The sequence below is a fragment of the Prosthecobacter sp. genome, assembly GCF_044222565.1.
In the GTDB taxonomy this organism is placed as follows: Bacteria; Verrucomicrobiota; Verrucomicrobiia; order Verrucomicrobiales; family Verrucomicrobiaceae; genus Prosthecobacter.
Genome location: NZ_JBGANA010000013.1, coordinates 180,129 through 194,507, shown reverse-complemented (window position 1 = coordinate 194,507; position 14,379 = coordinate 180,129). Strand labels below are relative to the sequence as shown.

The window sequence follows — 14,379 nt, the reverse complement described above, 5'->3', positions numbered from 1 at the left end:
TCAGGACCATTCCAGTTTGAGGCCGTCGTACGCGATGTTCACGCCGGGCGGCAGCTTCGGCTCTTCCACGGCATGCATGATCTCACATTGGATGTGGGTAAACCACGTCTGTCGTGGCTGGAACTCGCGGTGCACGGCCAGGCTTTCTTCAAAGCTCATGTGCGTGGGGTGCGGTGTATGACGCAGGGCGTCGATGATGAGTGTGTCCACTCCGCGCAGCAGTTCCTGAGCCTCGGGTTCCAAGGTCTTGCAGTCTGGGATATAGGCGCAGAGTTTTTTTCCACCACGTTCAAACAGGTAACCAATCGTGTGCACCTTCCCGTGCAAAACGGGAAGGGGGGTGATAGTGGTCTCGCCAATATGAAAGGGGCCGTGGACCGGTTTTGGAAAAGGCTTCAAATAACCGCGGTAGCGGTTCTCCCCATTGAAGGCGTAAAGGAACATGCGCTCCAGCACAGACAGGCACTCCGGCGTACCATAGACGGGGAGGAAATGATCGGCCTCGGTGGTGAACCGGCGCAGATCATCAAAACCGGTGAGATGGTCCATGTGTGGATGCGTGAAGATGGCCGCGTCCAGACTGCGGATGTTTTCACGCAGGCACTGCATGCGAAAATCCGGCCCCGTGTCCACTACCCAGGCCGCCTCCGGCGTGCGGATGTACACGGAACTGCGCAGCCGCTTGTCCCTGGGGTCCGTGCTGCGGCACACCGCGCAGTCACAGCCAATCACCGGAATGCCGACGGACGTACCGGTGCCGAGAAAGGTGAGCTGCATGGACATGGAACGAGGGATGATGGGAACTGTAAGAGTGATAGCCACGATTTGAAACTTTCACAGGGTTAGATCAGACTCTTTGCGCTTGAAGCGGCATTTTCTTCGACTTTGCCGCGTTTGGTCAGCCAGACTTTGCTTTTCCCATGAGTGAATCAATCAATCCTTACGCACCGCCCGCCGCCGAAGTGGCGAGCTTTCATCAAGATCCTCTCCGCATTGGGGCCATCATGTTCAAGGCGTGGCATATTTTCTGCGAACGGTTCGTGGTCATTGCGTGCACAGTGCTGCTGGTCTGGATTCCCTGTGAGCTGCTCAGCAGCTATATGGACGCCTTTGTCTTTGGAGAGGATGAGCTTAAAAGATCCTTCAAGTTTAGCATGTTTCTCGACAACCTCTTTGGCATCATCGCCACCGCGGGGGTGATTCATGTGGCGCTGCGGCACCGCTCAGAAACGCCGGCAGGCATTGGCCAGGCACTTGCCGCAGGCTTCCGAAACTGGCCGAGAATGTGGTGGACGAGGTTGCTCACCAACCTCGTTCTCTCCATGGCGCTGCTGATCCTGGTGGTGCCTTTTTTCTACTGGTATCCGAGGCTGGTGCTGGTGGACAGCGTTACCGTTAGTGAGCGGATTTCTGGCGCTGCCGCCATGAGGCGCAGCGAGGTCCTTCTCCGTGGCCGTTACTGGTGGGTGACGGGCATCCTGCTGCTCCTCACGTTGATTATCTGCATTCCCATGGCGGCTCTCATTGCCCTGGCAGCCTTCGAAATTATTCCTGATCACTGGCTTGCAGATGCCGCCACGAGCGTTGCTTTTGATATCTTTTTTGCCTATGGCACGGTCTGCCTCTACTGCACGTACGAGGCCTTGGCACAACAGGAGACCGGTCCGTCTGCGGATTCTCAGCAGGTGGTGCACGTATGAACCGGCCGCTCACTCCACCTCCGGTGCCTGCCGGTCCACCGAGTCTTTGTTCGAGCAGCCACTCATCCAACAACCGCCCCAGCAGCCTGAGCCAAATGACAAGCCGGGCAAGGAAGCGTGGGCGATTCAGGTGAACGAATGCCTCTTTTGCCGGCACTATAAATCCAGCCTTCCCATGAACACTCGATATCTGCCTGTCCTCGTTCCCATGGTTGCAGCAGCCTTCGTCTATCTTTGGCGGGGAGGACAGCAGCCGGCGCGTGGAGGCGAGGAGGCGGTTGTGGGCCGTGAAGTTGTGACGACTGATGCTGGTGTTTTTGAAGTGGATGAGGCAGAGAAAGAAAGGCGCCGGCAGGTCAACGCTTCTCTGGCGAGCATGGCTTCCGCTGAATTGCAGCGGGAGATTGATGAGGCCGCCTTCCAAATTCGCGAACCAAGATACCGCGGGCTGTTTGCCCGGTGGAAGATCAGCGATGCCGTAGCAAGCAGAGCGCTGGAGATCATCAAAGAAAGGGAGCGGCAAAAAGGGGCGGCGTTTGTGACCTATCTCAAAGCGGAGGACCGCCCGGGCAGTGGCAAAGATATGACAATCTCAGATCAAGTCGAGGAGACGTTGGCTGAGCAGGAGCTTGACCGCTTGCTGGGGGTAATCCGCAATCGTGAATTGTCCCGGCTGGATGAAAGGCTGGATAGCGAGCAAGCGGCGCAGGCCAGATCGCTGGAAGATTGACCCGCACCAGTATCGCGAAACTCAAGATCGGCCCGCCGGGTGCGCTCGTATTCTCACTCTACTTCCGGCACCGGACGGTCCACTGAACCTTTGTTCCAGCGACCATCGAGGGTGAAAGAGAGATGCGGCGTGTAGAGCTGCGGCTCCAGGAGGAAAGAGTCGTGGCCTTTGTCTGAATGGACGGTGATGTGCATGTTGGACACCTCGGCTTTTTCCAGATGGCTGACGAGTTCCGCCTGCTCCTCCGGGTAGAAGCAGAAATCACTGTCGATGCTGAAGACCAGGTAGTGCTGCCCGGCGGCAGCGCTGCGGGCGAAGAGATCGGCATAGTTGTCCACTCCTGCGTCTCCCAGCGGATCGTAGCGCAGCCACATGTCGGCGATGCGCAGGTAGGTGTTGGCATCGAAGCGCTTCACAAATTTTTTGCCTTGGTGGAGCATGTAGCTCTCCACGTTGTGCTGCACGCGGTACCACGAGAGCGAAGCGCCGCCGGATTTCACATCCTGCCGTGCTCGGCGCTCAATGGCATCAAGGTGGACGAAGGTTTTGTGGCTGATCATGCGGGCGAGGGCGAGGCCATATTCGGGCGCATTGCCTTCATAAAAATCGCCGCCTTTGAAATGGGGGTCGTTTTCGATCGCAAGGACCTGCTCAAACAGCGTGAGGCGCGTGAGCACGGTGGTACGGCAGCCGCTGGCGATGGGAACGACCAGCCGGGTGCGCTCAGGGTGAAGGGTTGCAAGATTGATCGCCAGCAGGCCGCCTACGGACGCGCCCATGACGGCATGAAGCTGCTTGATGCCGAGGCTGTCCAGCAGTGCCAGCTGTGATTTCACCACATCGCTCGTGCGCACCTCGGGGAAGGCGCTGCCGTAGGGTTTGCCGGTGGCGGGGTTGATCGAGGCCGGGCCGCTGCTGCCGTAGCAGCCGCCGAGGTAGTTGGCGCAGATGATGAAGTAGCGTTTTGTATCGAGCGCCTTGTCCGGACCGATGAAGAGGTCCCACCAGCCATTGTGGATGTCATCTGTCCAGCGTTCGTCCGTTCCGGGGACTTCGCGGGTAATGCCCGCCGCATGCTGGCTGCCGGAAAGGGCGTGAAACAGCAGGATGGCATTGGATTTGGTGGCGTTGAGCCTGCCGTAGGTTTCGTAGGCGACCGTGATTTCAGGAAGTTGGGCACCGCAGGCAAACGTGAACGGTTCTTCGGCGCTTCCGGTTTGGAAAAACTTGGTTTCTTCTGTTTTGACGGCCTTCGACATGAGGCGCGGAAGAAACAGGGTTTTGGAGATGCGGCAAGGCGGATTGCTCGCCGTCGGACGAGATGTTTTTCGGGGAGGTGGCAGAAAGACGGGATCAATATCCTTGGTGCTTTCCGTGAATGTGCTTTGGTACCGGAGTTCGATGTCAATAAACTGGTGTCTTAATTTTTCAGCCTCCAGCCGCCTGCCATGCTTGATCCATTTGTCACACTCGAAGAAGCAGGGTTCTCCCTGCGGAGGAGTGGAGGCGTGGACCGGCTGGCCGGCTGGTCTCCGGAATTGATCGCGAGCCTGGACTGGGCGCGCCTCTCCGATCTGGCGCGTGCAATCGCGGCCGCGGCGGGATGCGAACTGGCGGAAGCGCGAATCATGCAGGATGGAGCGGTGCACTTTGGCATGATCGAAGAGCCCAGGTCTTCAAAAGCACGGCGGGCGCTGGTGAAGATAGCCGCATGGAACGAATGGGGAGCCACCCCTGAGACGGTGCAGCATTTTGCGCAGGAGATGAGCTCGGCGCGCAATACACGGGGCATTCTGATCGCCCCGGCGGGCTTCAGTCCGGCGGCTCTGCGCAAAGCCCAGGAAATGCGCATTGAAGCGGTGGATGCCGTGGCGCTGGATGCCGCAGTGCGTGCTCTCCCTGGGGACAAGAGCGATTTTCTGTTTGTCGTCACCACCGCGGGAGACTTTTCCACGCCCACATGCCCGATTTGCATGAAGAAACTGCAGCGCATCGAGCAGGAGTCTTTGGCGCTGTGTTCACGCACGATCGATACGGATGGTCTCATAGCCGATGCAGTCGTATGCGACAGCCTCGAAATCGCCGCAGGCTGCGAGGTGACGTTTCTGCAGGAGGTGAAAGCGCGCTCGATCACGGTTTCCGGTCATGCCTCGGGCGATTTCGTGTGCGAAGGCCCGGTGATCCTCGAAAAGGGAGGCACCTTGTCCGGCAAGGCGGCCGCACGCTCCCTCGTGGTGCGAGACGGCGGCGAGCTGCTGGGGCAGTTCCGTATTTTGGAAGGGGATCTGGGCTCGTTTGTGAAGCCCGCTGTGCGCTGGCACTGGCGCTGTGCGGGGGCTGACGGGCAGCGTCAGTGCGCCTGGGTGGTTTTCGAGCCGCATCAGTGAGGCGTGAATCGTTCTTGGCACGCATGGCCCGGCTGTGGCATGTAACGGTCATGTCTCCCAACTCCTCCGGCCCCGGCGCTCTGCTTCGACTGGTGTTTTATGCCGCCGCCATTGTGATGGCGCTGCTGCATGTGTTTGTGACGTTTCGCGGACTGAGCAGCGCCGAAGGGATGAATCAGGCGCAGCTCGCACGGCAGATTTCGCGGACGGGATCGTATCAGACGCATGTCATCGAGCCTTATGCCTGGGCGCAGATGGAAGCGGCGCAGAAAAAGCCTACGCCGCTGGCCATGCCGGAGACGGTGCAGCCGCCCCTGCAGCCATTGTTGTGGTCGGTGGCGTTTCGCTTCATGAAGCCATGGGTGGTTTATGATCCGGCCACCGGTGGGGCGGTCTTCATCATGGACCGGGTGATCGCATGCTTTGGGGTCACGTGGTATCTGCTGGCGATTTATTTCACCCATGGTGCGGCGCGGCGGCTCTTTGATGAACAAGTGGCCACCATCTCCGCCATCGCGCTCCTGGTGTGTGAACCGGCGTGGGAGATGATGGTCAGCGGGGCGCCGCGCGGCATACTGGTGCTGTTGTTTGCACTGGCCTTTCGATTGTATGCGTCGGCCGCGAACCGTGCGGCGGAAAATCGTGGAGTGCTGGTGCCGCTGATTTTTCTGGGCGGCGTGTGCTCCCTGATGGTGCTCGCCCACTGGCTGTCGCTATGGATTGTGCTGGGCATCATCATCGGAGTGGCGGTGTTTATGCCGAAGGGCAGGGCGGGGGCCATCTTGGTGGCTTTGTTTCCGGTGCTCACACTCGCGGCCTGGGGATGGTGGAATGCCCAGCTCTGCGGAGATCCGCTGGGAGGCATCAAGGCCCTGTTTCAGGCGCAGTCTTCGGCCGTGGCCCATGACCTGCTGCTGCGGGATTTCACCCCGACCGTGCCGCTGCTGCAGGTGGACGACCTGGTCCGTCGAGTCGGACTCGGCTGGCAGGATCAGCTGGGAATGCTCGTGGCTCATCTGGGTTATGTCGTGCCGGGACTGTTTTTCTTTCTCGCGCCCATGCACCGCTTCCGTAAACCGGAAGCAGCCTCCGCCCGCTGGACACTGGCAGTCATCCTCCTCTGCGTGGCCGTGGGAATGGGGCTCATAGGCTTGCCGGAAAAGGTGAAGGACGACAACGCGCTGTATATCGTGCTCATGCCCGCGATGGCCACCTTTGGTGCGGCCATGCTCGTGGTGCTCTGGTCACGCTTTCAGGTGTCCGGGGAATTCACAGCGCGCTGGGGCGCACCTCTGGCGGCATTGGTCATCACCGCGCTGCCCATGGCGGTGAATCTGCCGGTGGTGATGAAATTCGGCCTCACCATGCGCGGCAAGATCCCACCCCACTGGCCGCCGTACATGCCCGACCGCATTTCCGCCCTGCGCCAGCTCACGGAAAAGAACGAGTTTGTCATCTCCGACTCGCCCGCTTTTGTGGCTTGGTATGGTGATGTTCCCAGCGTGAACCTTTGCACTCAGCGCGGCGATTATGAGCCCATGAAATCAAAGGCCGAAGAGCGCGGAGCGAGGCTGGCCGGTTTTGTCATGACTCCCGTCTCCGCCAGAGTAGAGCACATCACTGACCTCTACACCGGTCCCTACTCCGAATGGCGTGATCTCATCATCCGCGGCCCCATGCTAGCCTTCGACCGCGATTTTTCGCCAAGTCCCGAATTTCCCTTTAAAAATCCCATCCCACTCGTCGGCCAGTCGGTGGGGGATAAGGAACATCTCAGTCTGCCGATGGTCTTTTATACGGACAAAGTGAGGACGATTAAGAAGTAGAAGCATTGAACATCAGAAGGCCATCGCCGGTCTATGCCCGGACCTATGAACAAGCATGCGAGCGTCCTGGTTTCAGCCCTTCTCTGCTTTGCCCTTACGGGCTGCTCCCCCTATGAAGAGCATGAGGCCAAGGTGACGACACGGATGATCGAACGGCTGCAAGACCAGAAGGCCTACAGGGTGACGGGCGTGGTCATGAAACCGGGGGATTATCCGGTGGATGGCTCGAAAGAAATCAAAGTCTCCCAGGCCATTGCGCAGGCGGGGGGCTTCGCTCAATTTGCCAACAAGCGCCGCATCATCCTGCGTCGCGGTACTGGGAATTACATGCAGCGCCTGTTCGTCAGCCTGGATAAAAAACGCCCTGTCATGACGCTCACGCCCGACCCGGCAATCCGGGCGGGAGATGTCATCATTGTCGAGGAGATCATCCTCACCTTTTGATAGTGGCTTAAGAGGCAAATGGAATGAAACCCGCGCAATTCGTTCGAAGCTGGATCTCGGTCTTCGGTTGCTGATCTGCGTTAAGACAGGCACCCCTTGAAAAACCGCAAAGTATCCGCCAGATGCTCATGCCAGTAGTCCCAGGTGTGCCCGCCCGGAAACTCCTCATACACATGCGGGATGCCCGCAGCCTCCAGATCCCGGTGCAGCTTGCGGTTGTACTCGATCAGGATGTCTTCGGAGCCGCAGTCAAAGCGCAGGTGCGGGAGATGTGACGCCTGCTTTGCACAATCGAGGACTGCCAGTGGGTTCGCGTCTGTCAGATCATATTTCGCCAGCGGCTCCTCCACAAAGCCCTCCATCTGTGCCGGCGCATCCGTGATGCTGCTGTGGGCGCTGATGGCGGCAAATTTTTGCGGACTCAGCAAGCCCAGGCGCAGAGCACCATAGCCGCCCATGGACAGGCCTCCGATGAAACGTGGCGCGTCTTGGCAGCGTGAATCGATCTCCGCCGCAGCCTCAGGCACCTCATCCACGATCCACCGGGCAAAGTCAGCACCGCGATGCTGCACATACCCGGAGCCATCGCCCCACAGGCCATCGGACGGCATCGCCAGCATCATGGGCGGCAGGCCTTCGTCTCGAATCAAACGGTCCATGACCTCCTGCGCTCCACCCTTGTACAGCCACGCCCAGTGGCTGCCGTAAACGCCGTGCAGAAGAATGACCAGCGGCAGTTTTTCCACCTTCGCATCGGGCGGCACATAGAAGCTGATGTCGGCGCGATGGCTCAGCGCGGAGGACTTCACCGTGGCATGATAAATGCCGTTGCCTACGGCGGCGGATTCAAAGGTGCGGAAACTCATTTCACGCGAGGATGTCCTTGATCACCTTCGCGCCTTCCACGCCGCTGAGACGTGCGTCTAGCCCCTGGAACTTGAAGCTGAAGGCGTCATGCTGAATGCCGAGCTGGTGCAGCATGGTGGCGTGCAGATCGTGGACGGTGGTTATTTTGTCCACGGCGGCGTAGCCGAGATCATCCGTGGCTCCATGCACGAGGCCGCCCTGGATTCCGGCGCCTGCGAGCCAGACGGACATGGCCTTGTTGTGGTGGTCCCGGCCGCTGCCACCCTGGGACATGGGGGTGCGGCCAAATTCTCCGGCCCACACAATGAGAGTCTCCTCCAGCATGCCGCGCTGCTTGAGATCGGTGATCAGCGCCATGCAGGCGCGGTCGATTTCCTGCGCCTTGAGAGCCACACCGTCTTTCACGCCGCCATGGTGGTCCCAGTCTTTGTGGTAGAGCTGGATGAAGCGGGTGCCGCGTTCCGCCAGGCGGCGTGCGAGAAGGCAGTTGGAGGCAAAGGAGCCGTCGCCTGGCGTGCAGCCATAGAGTTCGAGCGCCTTCGCGCCTTCTTTGCTCACATCCATCAAATCAGGGACGCTGGCCTGCATCTGAAAGGCCATTTCGTACTGAGCGATGCGCGTGGCGATTTCGGGGTCGTCCACGAGGCTGCTGCGCTGCTTGTTGAGAGCATTGATCGCGGCGACATCGCGGCCCTGCTGATCGCGTGAGATGCCGCCGGGATTCGTGAGATACAAAACGGGGTCGCCCTGAGCGCGAAGCTGAACGCCCTGATATTTGGAAGGCAGGAAACCGCTGCTCCACTGGCGTGCGGCGATGGGCTGGTTCTGCCCGCCCTTGCCGAGAGAGGTCAGCACAACAAAGCCGGGCAGGTCCGAAGCGTCTGTGCCCAGGCCGTAGGTGATCCATGAGCCCATGCTCGGGCGTCCGGCAATCTGCGAGCCGGTGTTCATGAACATATGCGCCGGATCATGATTGATGGCGTCCGTGGTCATGGACCGGATCAGGCAGATGTCATCAATGACGCTGCCGATCTGCGGGAAGAGAGAGCAGATCTCGATCTGATTTTTGCCAAATTTGGCAAAGGGATGCTGCGGGCCGAAGCAGTTCAGCGGCTTGCCCTGGAGCTGCGCCAGCTGCTGCCCTTTGGTGAAGGACTCCGGCATGGGCTTGCCGTCCATTTCGGCCAGCTTCGGCTTGGGATCAAAGGTCTCCAAATGCGAAGGGCCGCCTGCCATCGTCAGCCAGATCACGCGCTTGGCCTTCTGCGGAAGAGGTAGACTGCCCAGCACGCCGCGCACGGGCGCGGCTTGTGCCGGACGCAGCAGGGAAGCAAGCGCCACCGCTCCGAGGCCTTGGGAAGTCCTGCCGAGAAAGGCGCGACGATGGAGCGGTGCGGGTGTGTGCATGGTGTTACTTGGTACTGGGTTTCTTGCCCAAATTTTTCAGCTCTTCCTCGGTCCACATGGCCATGTGCGTCTTGCTCTGCTCACGAATGCCGGTGACGGTCTTGACGTCCACCGGGGAGGCGGTGTGCTCCCACTCGCGGCGGATATAGGTGAGCACACCGGCGATGTCTTCATCGGAAAGTTGAGGCAGGGGAGGCATGGCCAGATTGAAATTACGCCCTCCGACCTTCACGGGACCGGCAAGGCCCTGCATGACGATGCGGGCGGTGACGTCCGGCCTGCCCAGCACCCATTCGCTGTCCACCAATGGTGGGGCGAGTCCGTCCAAGCCAAAGCCGTGTGGCTGATGGCACGCGGCGCAGAGGGTGGCGTAGATGGTTTTGCCTTTTTCAAACAGGGCCGTCTGCGCGTCATTCAGCGGCACGATTTTCGGCGGCGGTGGAGCGCCGGGCTTGCCTGGCCAGGCGATGCGGGCCTCCACACTGGTGAAGAGCTTGGCGCTCGTCTTGTCCGTCATGGCGGCCTTCAGCGTCTTGAGCGAGGCTGGCTCGGCATCGAGCCAGAGCAGCTTGACGGGGGTTTTGGATTTGGGATCGGCGCCGCTGGTGGCGAGACCCTTGATGACGGCGGCTTGAACAGAGCCGCCCTGCGGCTGAGCGGCGGCGAGCTCCAGCATGTCTTCAAACGGTCCGGCTTTGCTGGCGGCTGCCAGCAAGGCGCCGAGAGCTTCGATCACCGGGGTGATCTGCGAAGAGTTATCTTTGGAAACTTGGGCCGCGAGGAGTTTGGCAAACGCGGCCTCCCTGCCGCGCAGGCCTGTGAGGGCACCTTCACGCACGAGGGCGATCTTGCCATGGCTGGCGAGCAGCTTGACCACGGCAGCGTCTGCATCGGGCAAATTGAAGGATGTCAGTTTGATGGCGAGGTGGGCGAGCACCAGCGCTTCCTTTTCGGAGGTCATCGCGATCAGTTCCGGGGCGAGATCGCGTCCGGAAATTCGCACTGCAGCAGCACGTACCTGTGTGTCTTTGTCTGCAAGTGCGGTGCGAACTACGTCTGGTGTGGCAGATGCGAGGCCATCGAGAGTCCAAAGGGCATGCAGGCGCGCAAGCGGGGTGCCGGATGCGATGAGTTCCTTCAGCGCAGGAACCGTGGATGCGTCACCAGATTCTACAATGAGGCGCTGCGCTGCATCACGCACCCAGCCATTGGCATGAGAGAGGAGTTTCACGTCCTTGCTTGCCTTGACCGGCTGCGGGCGCTCCTTGGTATCTGGCACGATGCGCCAGATGCGGCCCTGATTGAATGGAGTCTCAAGTTTGCGGTCCTTGATGTTCGCAATGAGGTAATGCGTCAGAAAGCTCTGGTGCTGAACGATGCCGCGGTACAAGTCCACAAGATAGAGGGCACCATCCGGGCCATTGGTGGCGTTTACGGGGCGGAAGCGCTCATCGGTGGAAGTAAGGAACTCAGTGGTCTTGGCCGTGTTCGTTGCCGTGACGATGCCGTCCTTTTCGCTCATGGTGAAGCGCTTCACCAGATTGGCGCAGGGCTCGGGAATGAACGCATTGCCACGATACGCAGCGGGGAATGCATCGCCGCGATAGATCAGCGCGCCGCAGGTGCCAGTGGGCTTGCTCAGGGTGCCGTCTGCGCGGAGGGATTTCGGATCGTAGCCGCGGTTGACACCCGGTGTGGGGTGGGAGGGATACAGAGTCTGATCCGCGGCGACCTTGGCATTGATGCTGATGGCGTTGCGCAGAAGCGGATTGCGCGTAAACGCCTCCGTGGGGAGTATGTCCGCGCGCAGCATATCGGAGTTGTAGTTAAAATAGAGCCTGCCGTAGTTGTCCTGACACAGGCCCCATTGGCCGCGGCCGAGACCGCTGTCCTTCTGCCACATGCCGCCGCGCAGCTTGAAGCGGGTGGAGTAGCCGGCGCTCCAGATCGCATTGTCCATGGCCCAGACCGGACTGTTGGCCATGTGCTCCGGCTGTCCTCCAAGAGTGCCGAAATCGCTGGATACAACGTCTTTCACGTCCGCCTTGCCATCGCCATCCGTGTCTTTGCAGAAGTAGAGATTCGGCGGCACGGCGATCAAGGCACCTCCGTTCACGGCCAGGACCGCGCGGGGCATGACGAGATTGTCCAGGAACGGAGTTGCCTTGTCCATGCGGCCGTCGCCATCGGTGTCTTCGAGCAAAGAGACGCGGCCGGTGGGCTCGCTTTCGCCTGCGCCATTGAGGTCATGCATGTAGCCGCGCATTTCCACCACGTAGAGCCGGCCCTGGTCATCGAAGCTCATGGCCACCGGAGATTCGATCATCGGCTCGCTGGCCACGAGTTCGATGCGGAAACCTTTTTCGAGTTTAAAGGTCTTCATCTCGTCTTCCGGAGAAAGCGGCGCCGGCGGGGGCAGCTTGAACTTCAGCTCGACCTTTTCCGGCCCGGCGTTCTTCTGATGAACGGCGAACGCGGCGGGCAGGAAAGATGAGGCAAGAACGATCAGCGACGAGCGCAGCAGGAGGGAGGGAAACCTTTGAGGAGGAGGCATGGGGACGGTTTTTGATTTGAGCGGGGGAGTGACAGCTAACCAAAATCCGGGTGAAATCCTAGTCGCTCAATGACCAATTTTGATATTTCTGGCGTCGCTGGGAGCGCCTCATTTTTCCTTCTTCGGTTTGGGCTGCTCCGAGCCCTTGACGGTCAGGGCCGGCACGGGATCGTTCTTTCCAGCGAAGGCATTCCAGGCTTGCTGGAAGTCGGCGGCATCGCGCACTTCTCCCTCGGCCACGAGCCACTGGTAGTGCAGCTTGAAAGGGGACTCCGCAGTGGCCTTGCCTTTGGGGAACATGCCAAAGCGGCCGTAGTCACGGTAGGCGGAGGTGGAGGTTTCCTTCGGATTGTCGGGATGATTGAGAATGACGACCGTGAAGGTTTTGCCTTCCACTGTGAAGATCTCGGCAGACCAGGGCAGGTCTTTGACCTTGTGCGCATCGATGTTTTCGCCGGGGAAGAGGTAGGTGGTGGTTTTGGTGTCCACCTTTTCAGACGGACGGAACTGCGCGCCGGCATGTTCGGGATCGCCGTTCATTTCGGCCTCGCCGCTCACTGGCTTGATGGCGCTCGTCATGTCGATGCCGAGATAAAAAGGCTTCGCGGGTGCGGAGAAGGTGAACCGGCGCTCTTCGGTGAGGAAGGCGTCTTTGGTGTCTCCCTGCCAGTCAATGGAGGCGGTGAAGCTGGAGTCCCCTGGCGTCACCTTGGTTACCACCTGATCGCCGCCCTTCATGTGCCAGCGGTCGTAAGATTTGCCGCCGTAGCTGATCTTGCTGAAACCCAGGAAGATGCCGCGATGATGCGTGAAATTGGAGCCCGGGCCCTTCGTCAGGCGGGTGGCTCCGGCGGCATCAAAGACATGCAGATAGGGCTTGTAGGTTTCGTGGTGCTTCTCCGGAGTGCTCAGATCATTCGCCATCATCAGACGGGCGACGACTTTGCCACCAGCGGAGACATCGACGTGGTCCTTTTCCACGACGGAGATGTCGAAAGCGGCGGCATTGAGGGATAGGGCGAGGAGAATGAGGGCGGTGGGTTTCATGCGAGAATCTTTTTGATGACCTTCGCACCTTCGACTCCGGAGAGCTTGGCGTCGAGGCCTTGAAATTTAAAAGTGAAGGCGTCGTGCTGGATGCCGAGCTGGTGAAGCATCGTGGCGTGAATGTCGTGTACGGTGGTGACGTTTTCCTGAGCGGCGTAACCGAGATCATCGGTGCTGCCAAAGGTGACGCCGCGCTGAATGCCGGCGCCGGCCAGCCACATGGACATGGCCTTGTTGTGGTGGTCGCGGCCCACAGGGCCTTTGTTTCCTTGGGCCATGGGGGTACGGCCGAATTCACCGCTGAAGACAATGAGGGTGTCATCAAACATGCCGCGCTGCTTGAGGTCCGTGATCAAAGCTGCGCAGGCTCGATCCACTTCCTTGGCGCGGAGGGGGAGCTCTTCCCTGAGGAGGCTGTGGTGGTCCCAGTCTCGATGGTAGAGCTGGATGAAACGTGTGCCGCGCTCCGCGAGGCGACGGGCGAGGAGGCAGTTGGACGCGAAAGAACCGTCCCCGGGCTGGCAACCGTAGAGCTCCAGTGTCTTGGCTCCTTCACCGCTGATGTCCATCAGCTCAGGCACGCTGGACTGCATCTGGAAGGCCATTTCGTATTGAGCGATGCGCGTGGCGATTTCGGGATCGTCGCAAATGGCGGCATGCTGCTTGTTGAGCTTGTTGATCGTCGCAAAGTCGCGTCCCTGACGTTCACGTGTGACGCCATTCGGGCTGGTGAGATAGAGCACGGGATCCCCAAGCGAGCGGAGCTGCACGCCCTGATACTTCGAAGGCAGGAAGCCGCTGCTCCATTGCCGTGCCGCGATGGGCTGCGGATTGCGTCCTTTGCCGGTGGACATCATCACGACGAAGCCCGGAAGGTCATCGGCCTCACTGCCCAGGCCGTAGGTGACCCAGGAGCCCATGCTGGGGCGGCCGGCGATCTGCGCGCCGGTATTCATAAACATGTGCGCAGGGTCGTGATTGATCGCGTCTGTGGTCATGGACCGCACGAGACAGATGTCATCCGCCACGCTGCCAATGTGTGGCAGCAGCTCCGACAGCTCCATCTGGCATCTGCCGAACTTCTGGAAGTTGAACATGGGGCCTTTGCACACGAGCTTCTGCCCCTGAAGCTGTGCAAGCTGCTGCCCCTTGGTGAAAGATTCCGGCATGGGCATGCCATCCATTTCCGCGAGCTTCGGCTTGTGATCGAAAAGCTCGAGCTGTGACGGGCCACCAGCCATGGTCAGCCAGATGACGCGCTTTGCCTTCTGCGGCAGTGGCAGTGCGCCCAGCGCACCGCTGGCAGCGGCGTTCAGCAGCCGCGGCTGGAGGAGCGAGGCGAGCGCCACACTGCCGAGGCCCTGCGCGGCTCGGCCCAGGATAGCGCGGCGTGTGAGTGGAGAAAAGGTGCTCATGG

General features: G+C 60.2%; 12 protein-coding genes. 5 read left to right on the top strand and 7 right to left on the bottom strand.

All coding sequences use genetic code 11. From position 1 onward, the window contains the following. A complete protein-coding gene (locus ACILSR_RS19680) occupies positions 1-783 on the bottom strand; it encodes an MBL fold metallo-hydrolase (protein WP_395751510.1) in 783 nt (260 codons plus the stop codon). 137 nt (positions 784-920) lie between these two features. Between ACILSR_RS19680 and ACILSR_RS19675 the strand changes: the two genes are divergently transcribed. Both ACILSR_RS19675 and ACILSR_RS19670 read left to right on the top strand, forming a co-directional pair. Then, positions 921-1,700, top strand: coding sequence for a hypothetical protein (locus tag ACILSR_RS19675; protein WP_395751509.1), 780 nt, complete (start codon positions 921-923; stop codon positions 1,698-1,700). Positions 1,701-1,875: 175 nt separating this feature from the next. Beyond that, positions 1,876-2,430: a hypothetical protein gene (locus ACILSR_RS19670; RefSeq protein WP_395751508.1), complete on the top strand. Its 555-nt coding sequence runs from the start codon at positions 1,876-1,878 to the stop codon at positions 2,428-2,430. A gap of 53 nt (positions 2,431-2,483) precedes the next feature. On the opposite strand, the gene ACILSR_RS19665 is transcribed toward ACILSR_RS19670, so the two are convergent. Beyond that, positions 2,484-3,689, bottom strand: a complete 1,206-nt coding sequence (locus tag ACILSR_RS19665) for a homoserine O-acetyltransferase (protein WP_395751507.1) — start codon at positions 3,687-3,689, stop codon at positions 2,484-2,486. 189 nt (positions 3,690-3,878) lie between these two features. Between ACILSR_RS19665 and ACILSR_RS19660 the strand changes: the two genes are divergently transcribed. The 3 genes from ACILSR_RS19660 to ACILSR_RS19650 are packed head-to-tail and all read left to right on the top strand — an operon-like array spanning position 3,879 to position 7,087. Beyond that, positions 3,879-4,817 carry a polymer-forming cytoskeletal protein gene (locus ACILSR_RS19660; protein WP_395751506.1) on the top strand — a complete coding sequence of 313 codons (939 nt, stop codon included), beginning with the start codon at positions 3,879-3,881 and terminating at the stop codon, positions 4,815-4,817. Between the two features lie 50 nt (positions 4,818-4,867). Next, positions 4,868-6,643, top strand: a complete 1,776-nt coding sequence (locus tag ACILSR_RS19655) for a hypothetical protein (protein WP_395751505.1) — start codon at positions 4,868-4,870, stop codon at positions 6,641-6,643. Between the two features lie 33 nt (positions 6,644-6,676). Then, positions 6,677-7,087, top strand: a complete 411-nt coding sequence (locus ACILSR_RS19650; protein WP_395751504.1) for a polysaccharide biosynthesis/export family protein — start codon at positions 6,677-6,679, stop codon at positions 7,085-7,087. A gap of 80 nt (positions 7,088-7,167) precedes the next feature. On the opposite strand, the gene ACILSR_RS19645 is transcribed toward ACILSR_RS19650, so the two are convergent. The 5 genes from ACILSR_RS19645 to ACILSR_RS19625 all read right to left on the bottom strand — a co-directional run bounded on the left by ACILSR_RS19645 (position 7,168) and on the right by ACILSR_RS19625 (position 14,377). Next, the gene (locus ACILSR_RS19645; protein ID WP_395751503.1) at positions 7,168-7,953 is read right to left on the bottom strand and encodes an alpha/beta hydrolase; all 786 of its coding nucleotides are present in this window, start codon (positions 7,951-7,953) and stop codon (positions 7,168-7,170) included. Between the two features lies 1 nt (position 7,954). Then, on the bottom strand, positions 7,955-9,361 hold the full coding sequence (locus tag ACILSR_RS19640; RefSeq protein WP_395751502.1) for a DUF1501 domain-containing protein: 1,407 nt from the start codon (positions 9,359-9,361) through the stop codon (positions 7,955-7,957). Between the two features lie 4 nt (positions 9,362-9,365). Next, the gene (locus tag ACILSR_RS19635; RefSeq protein ID WP_395751501.1) at positions 9,366-11,915 is read right to left on the bottom strand and encodes a c-type cytochrome; all 2,550 of its coding nucleotides are present in this window, start codon (positions 11,913-11,915) and stop codon (positions 9,366-9,368) included. Between the two features lie 108 nt (positions 11,916-12,023). Continuing rightward, positions 12,024-12,962: a DUF6807 family protein gene (locus ACILSR_RS19630; protein ID WP_395751500.1), complete on the bottom strand. Its 939-nt coding sequence runs from the start codon at positions 12,960-12,962 to the stop codon at positions 12,024-12,026. Further along, complete coding sequence (locus ACILSR_RS19625; RefSeq protein WP_395751499.1) at positions 12,959-14,377, bottom strand: DUF1501 domain-containing protein; 1,419 nt, start codon at positions 14,375-14,377, stop codon at positions 12,959-12,961. Before ACILSR_RS19625 ends, ACILSR_RS19630 begins: the two co-directional genes overlap by 4 nt. Positions 14,378-14,379: the final 2 nt, after the last annotated feature.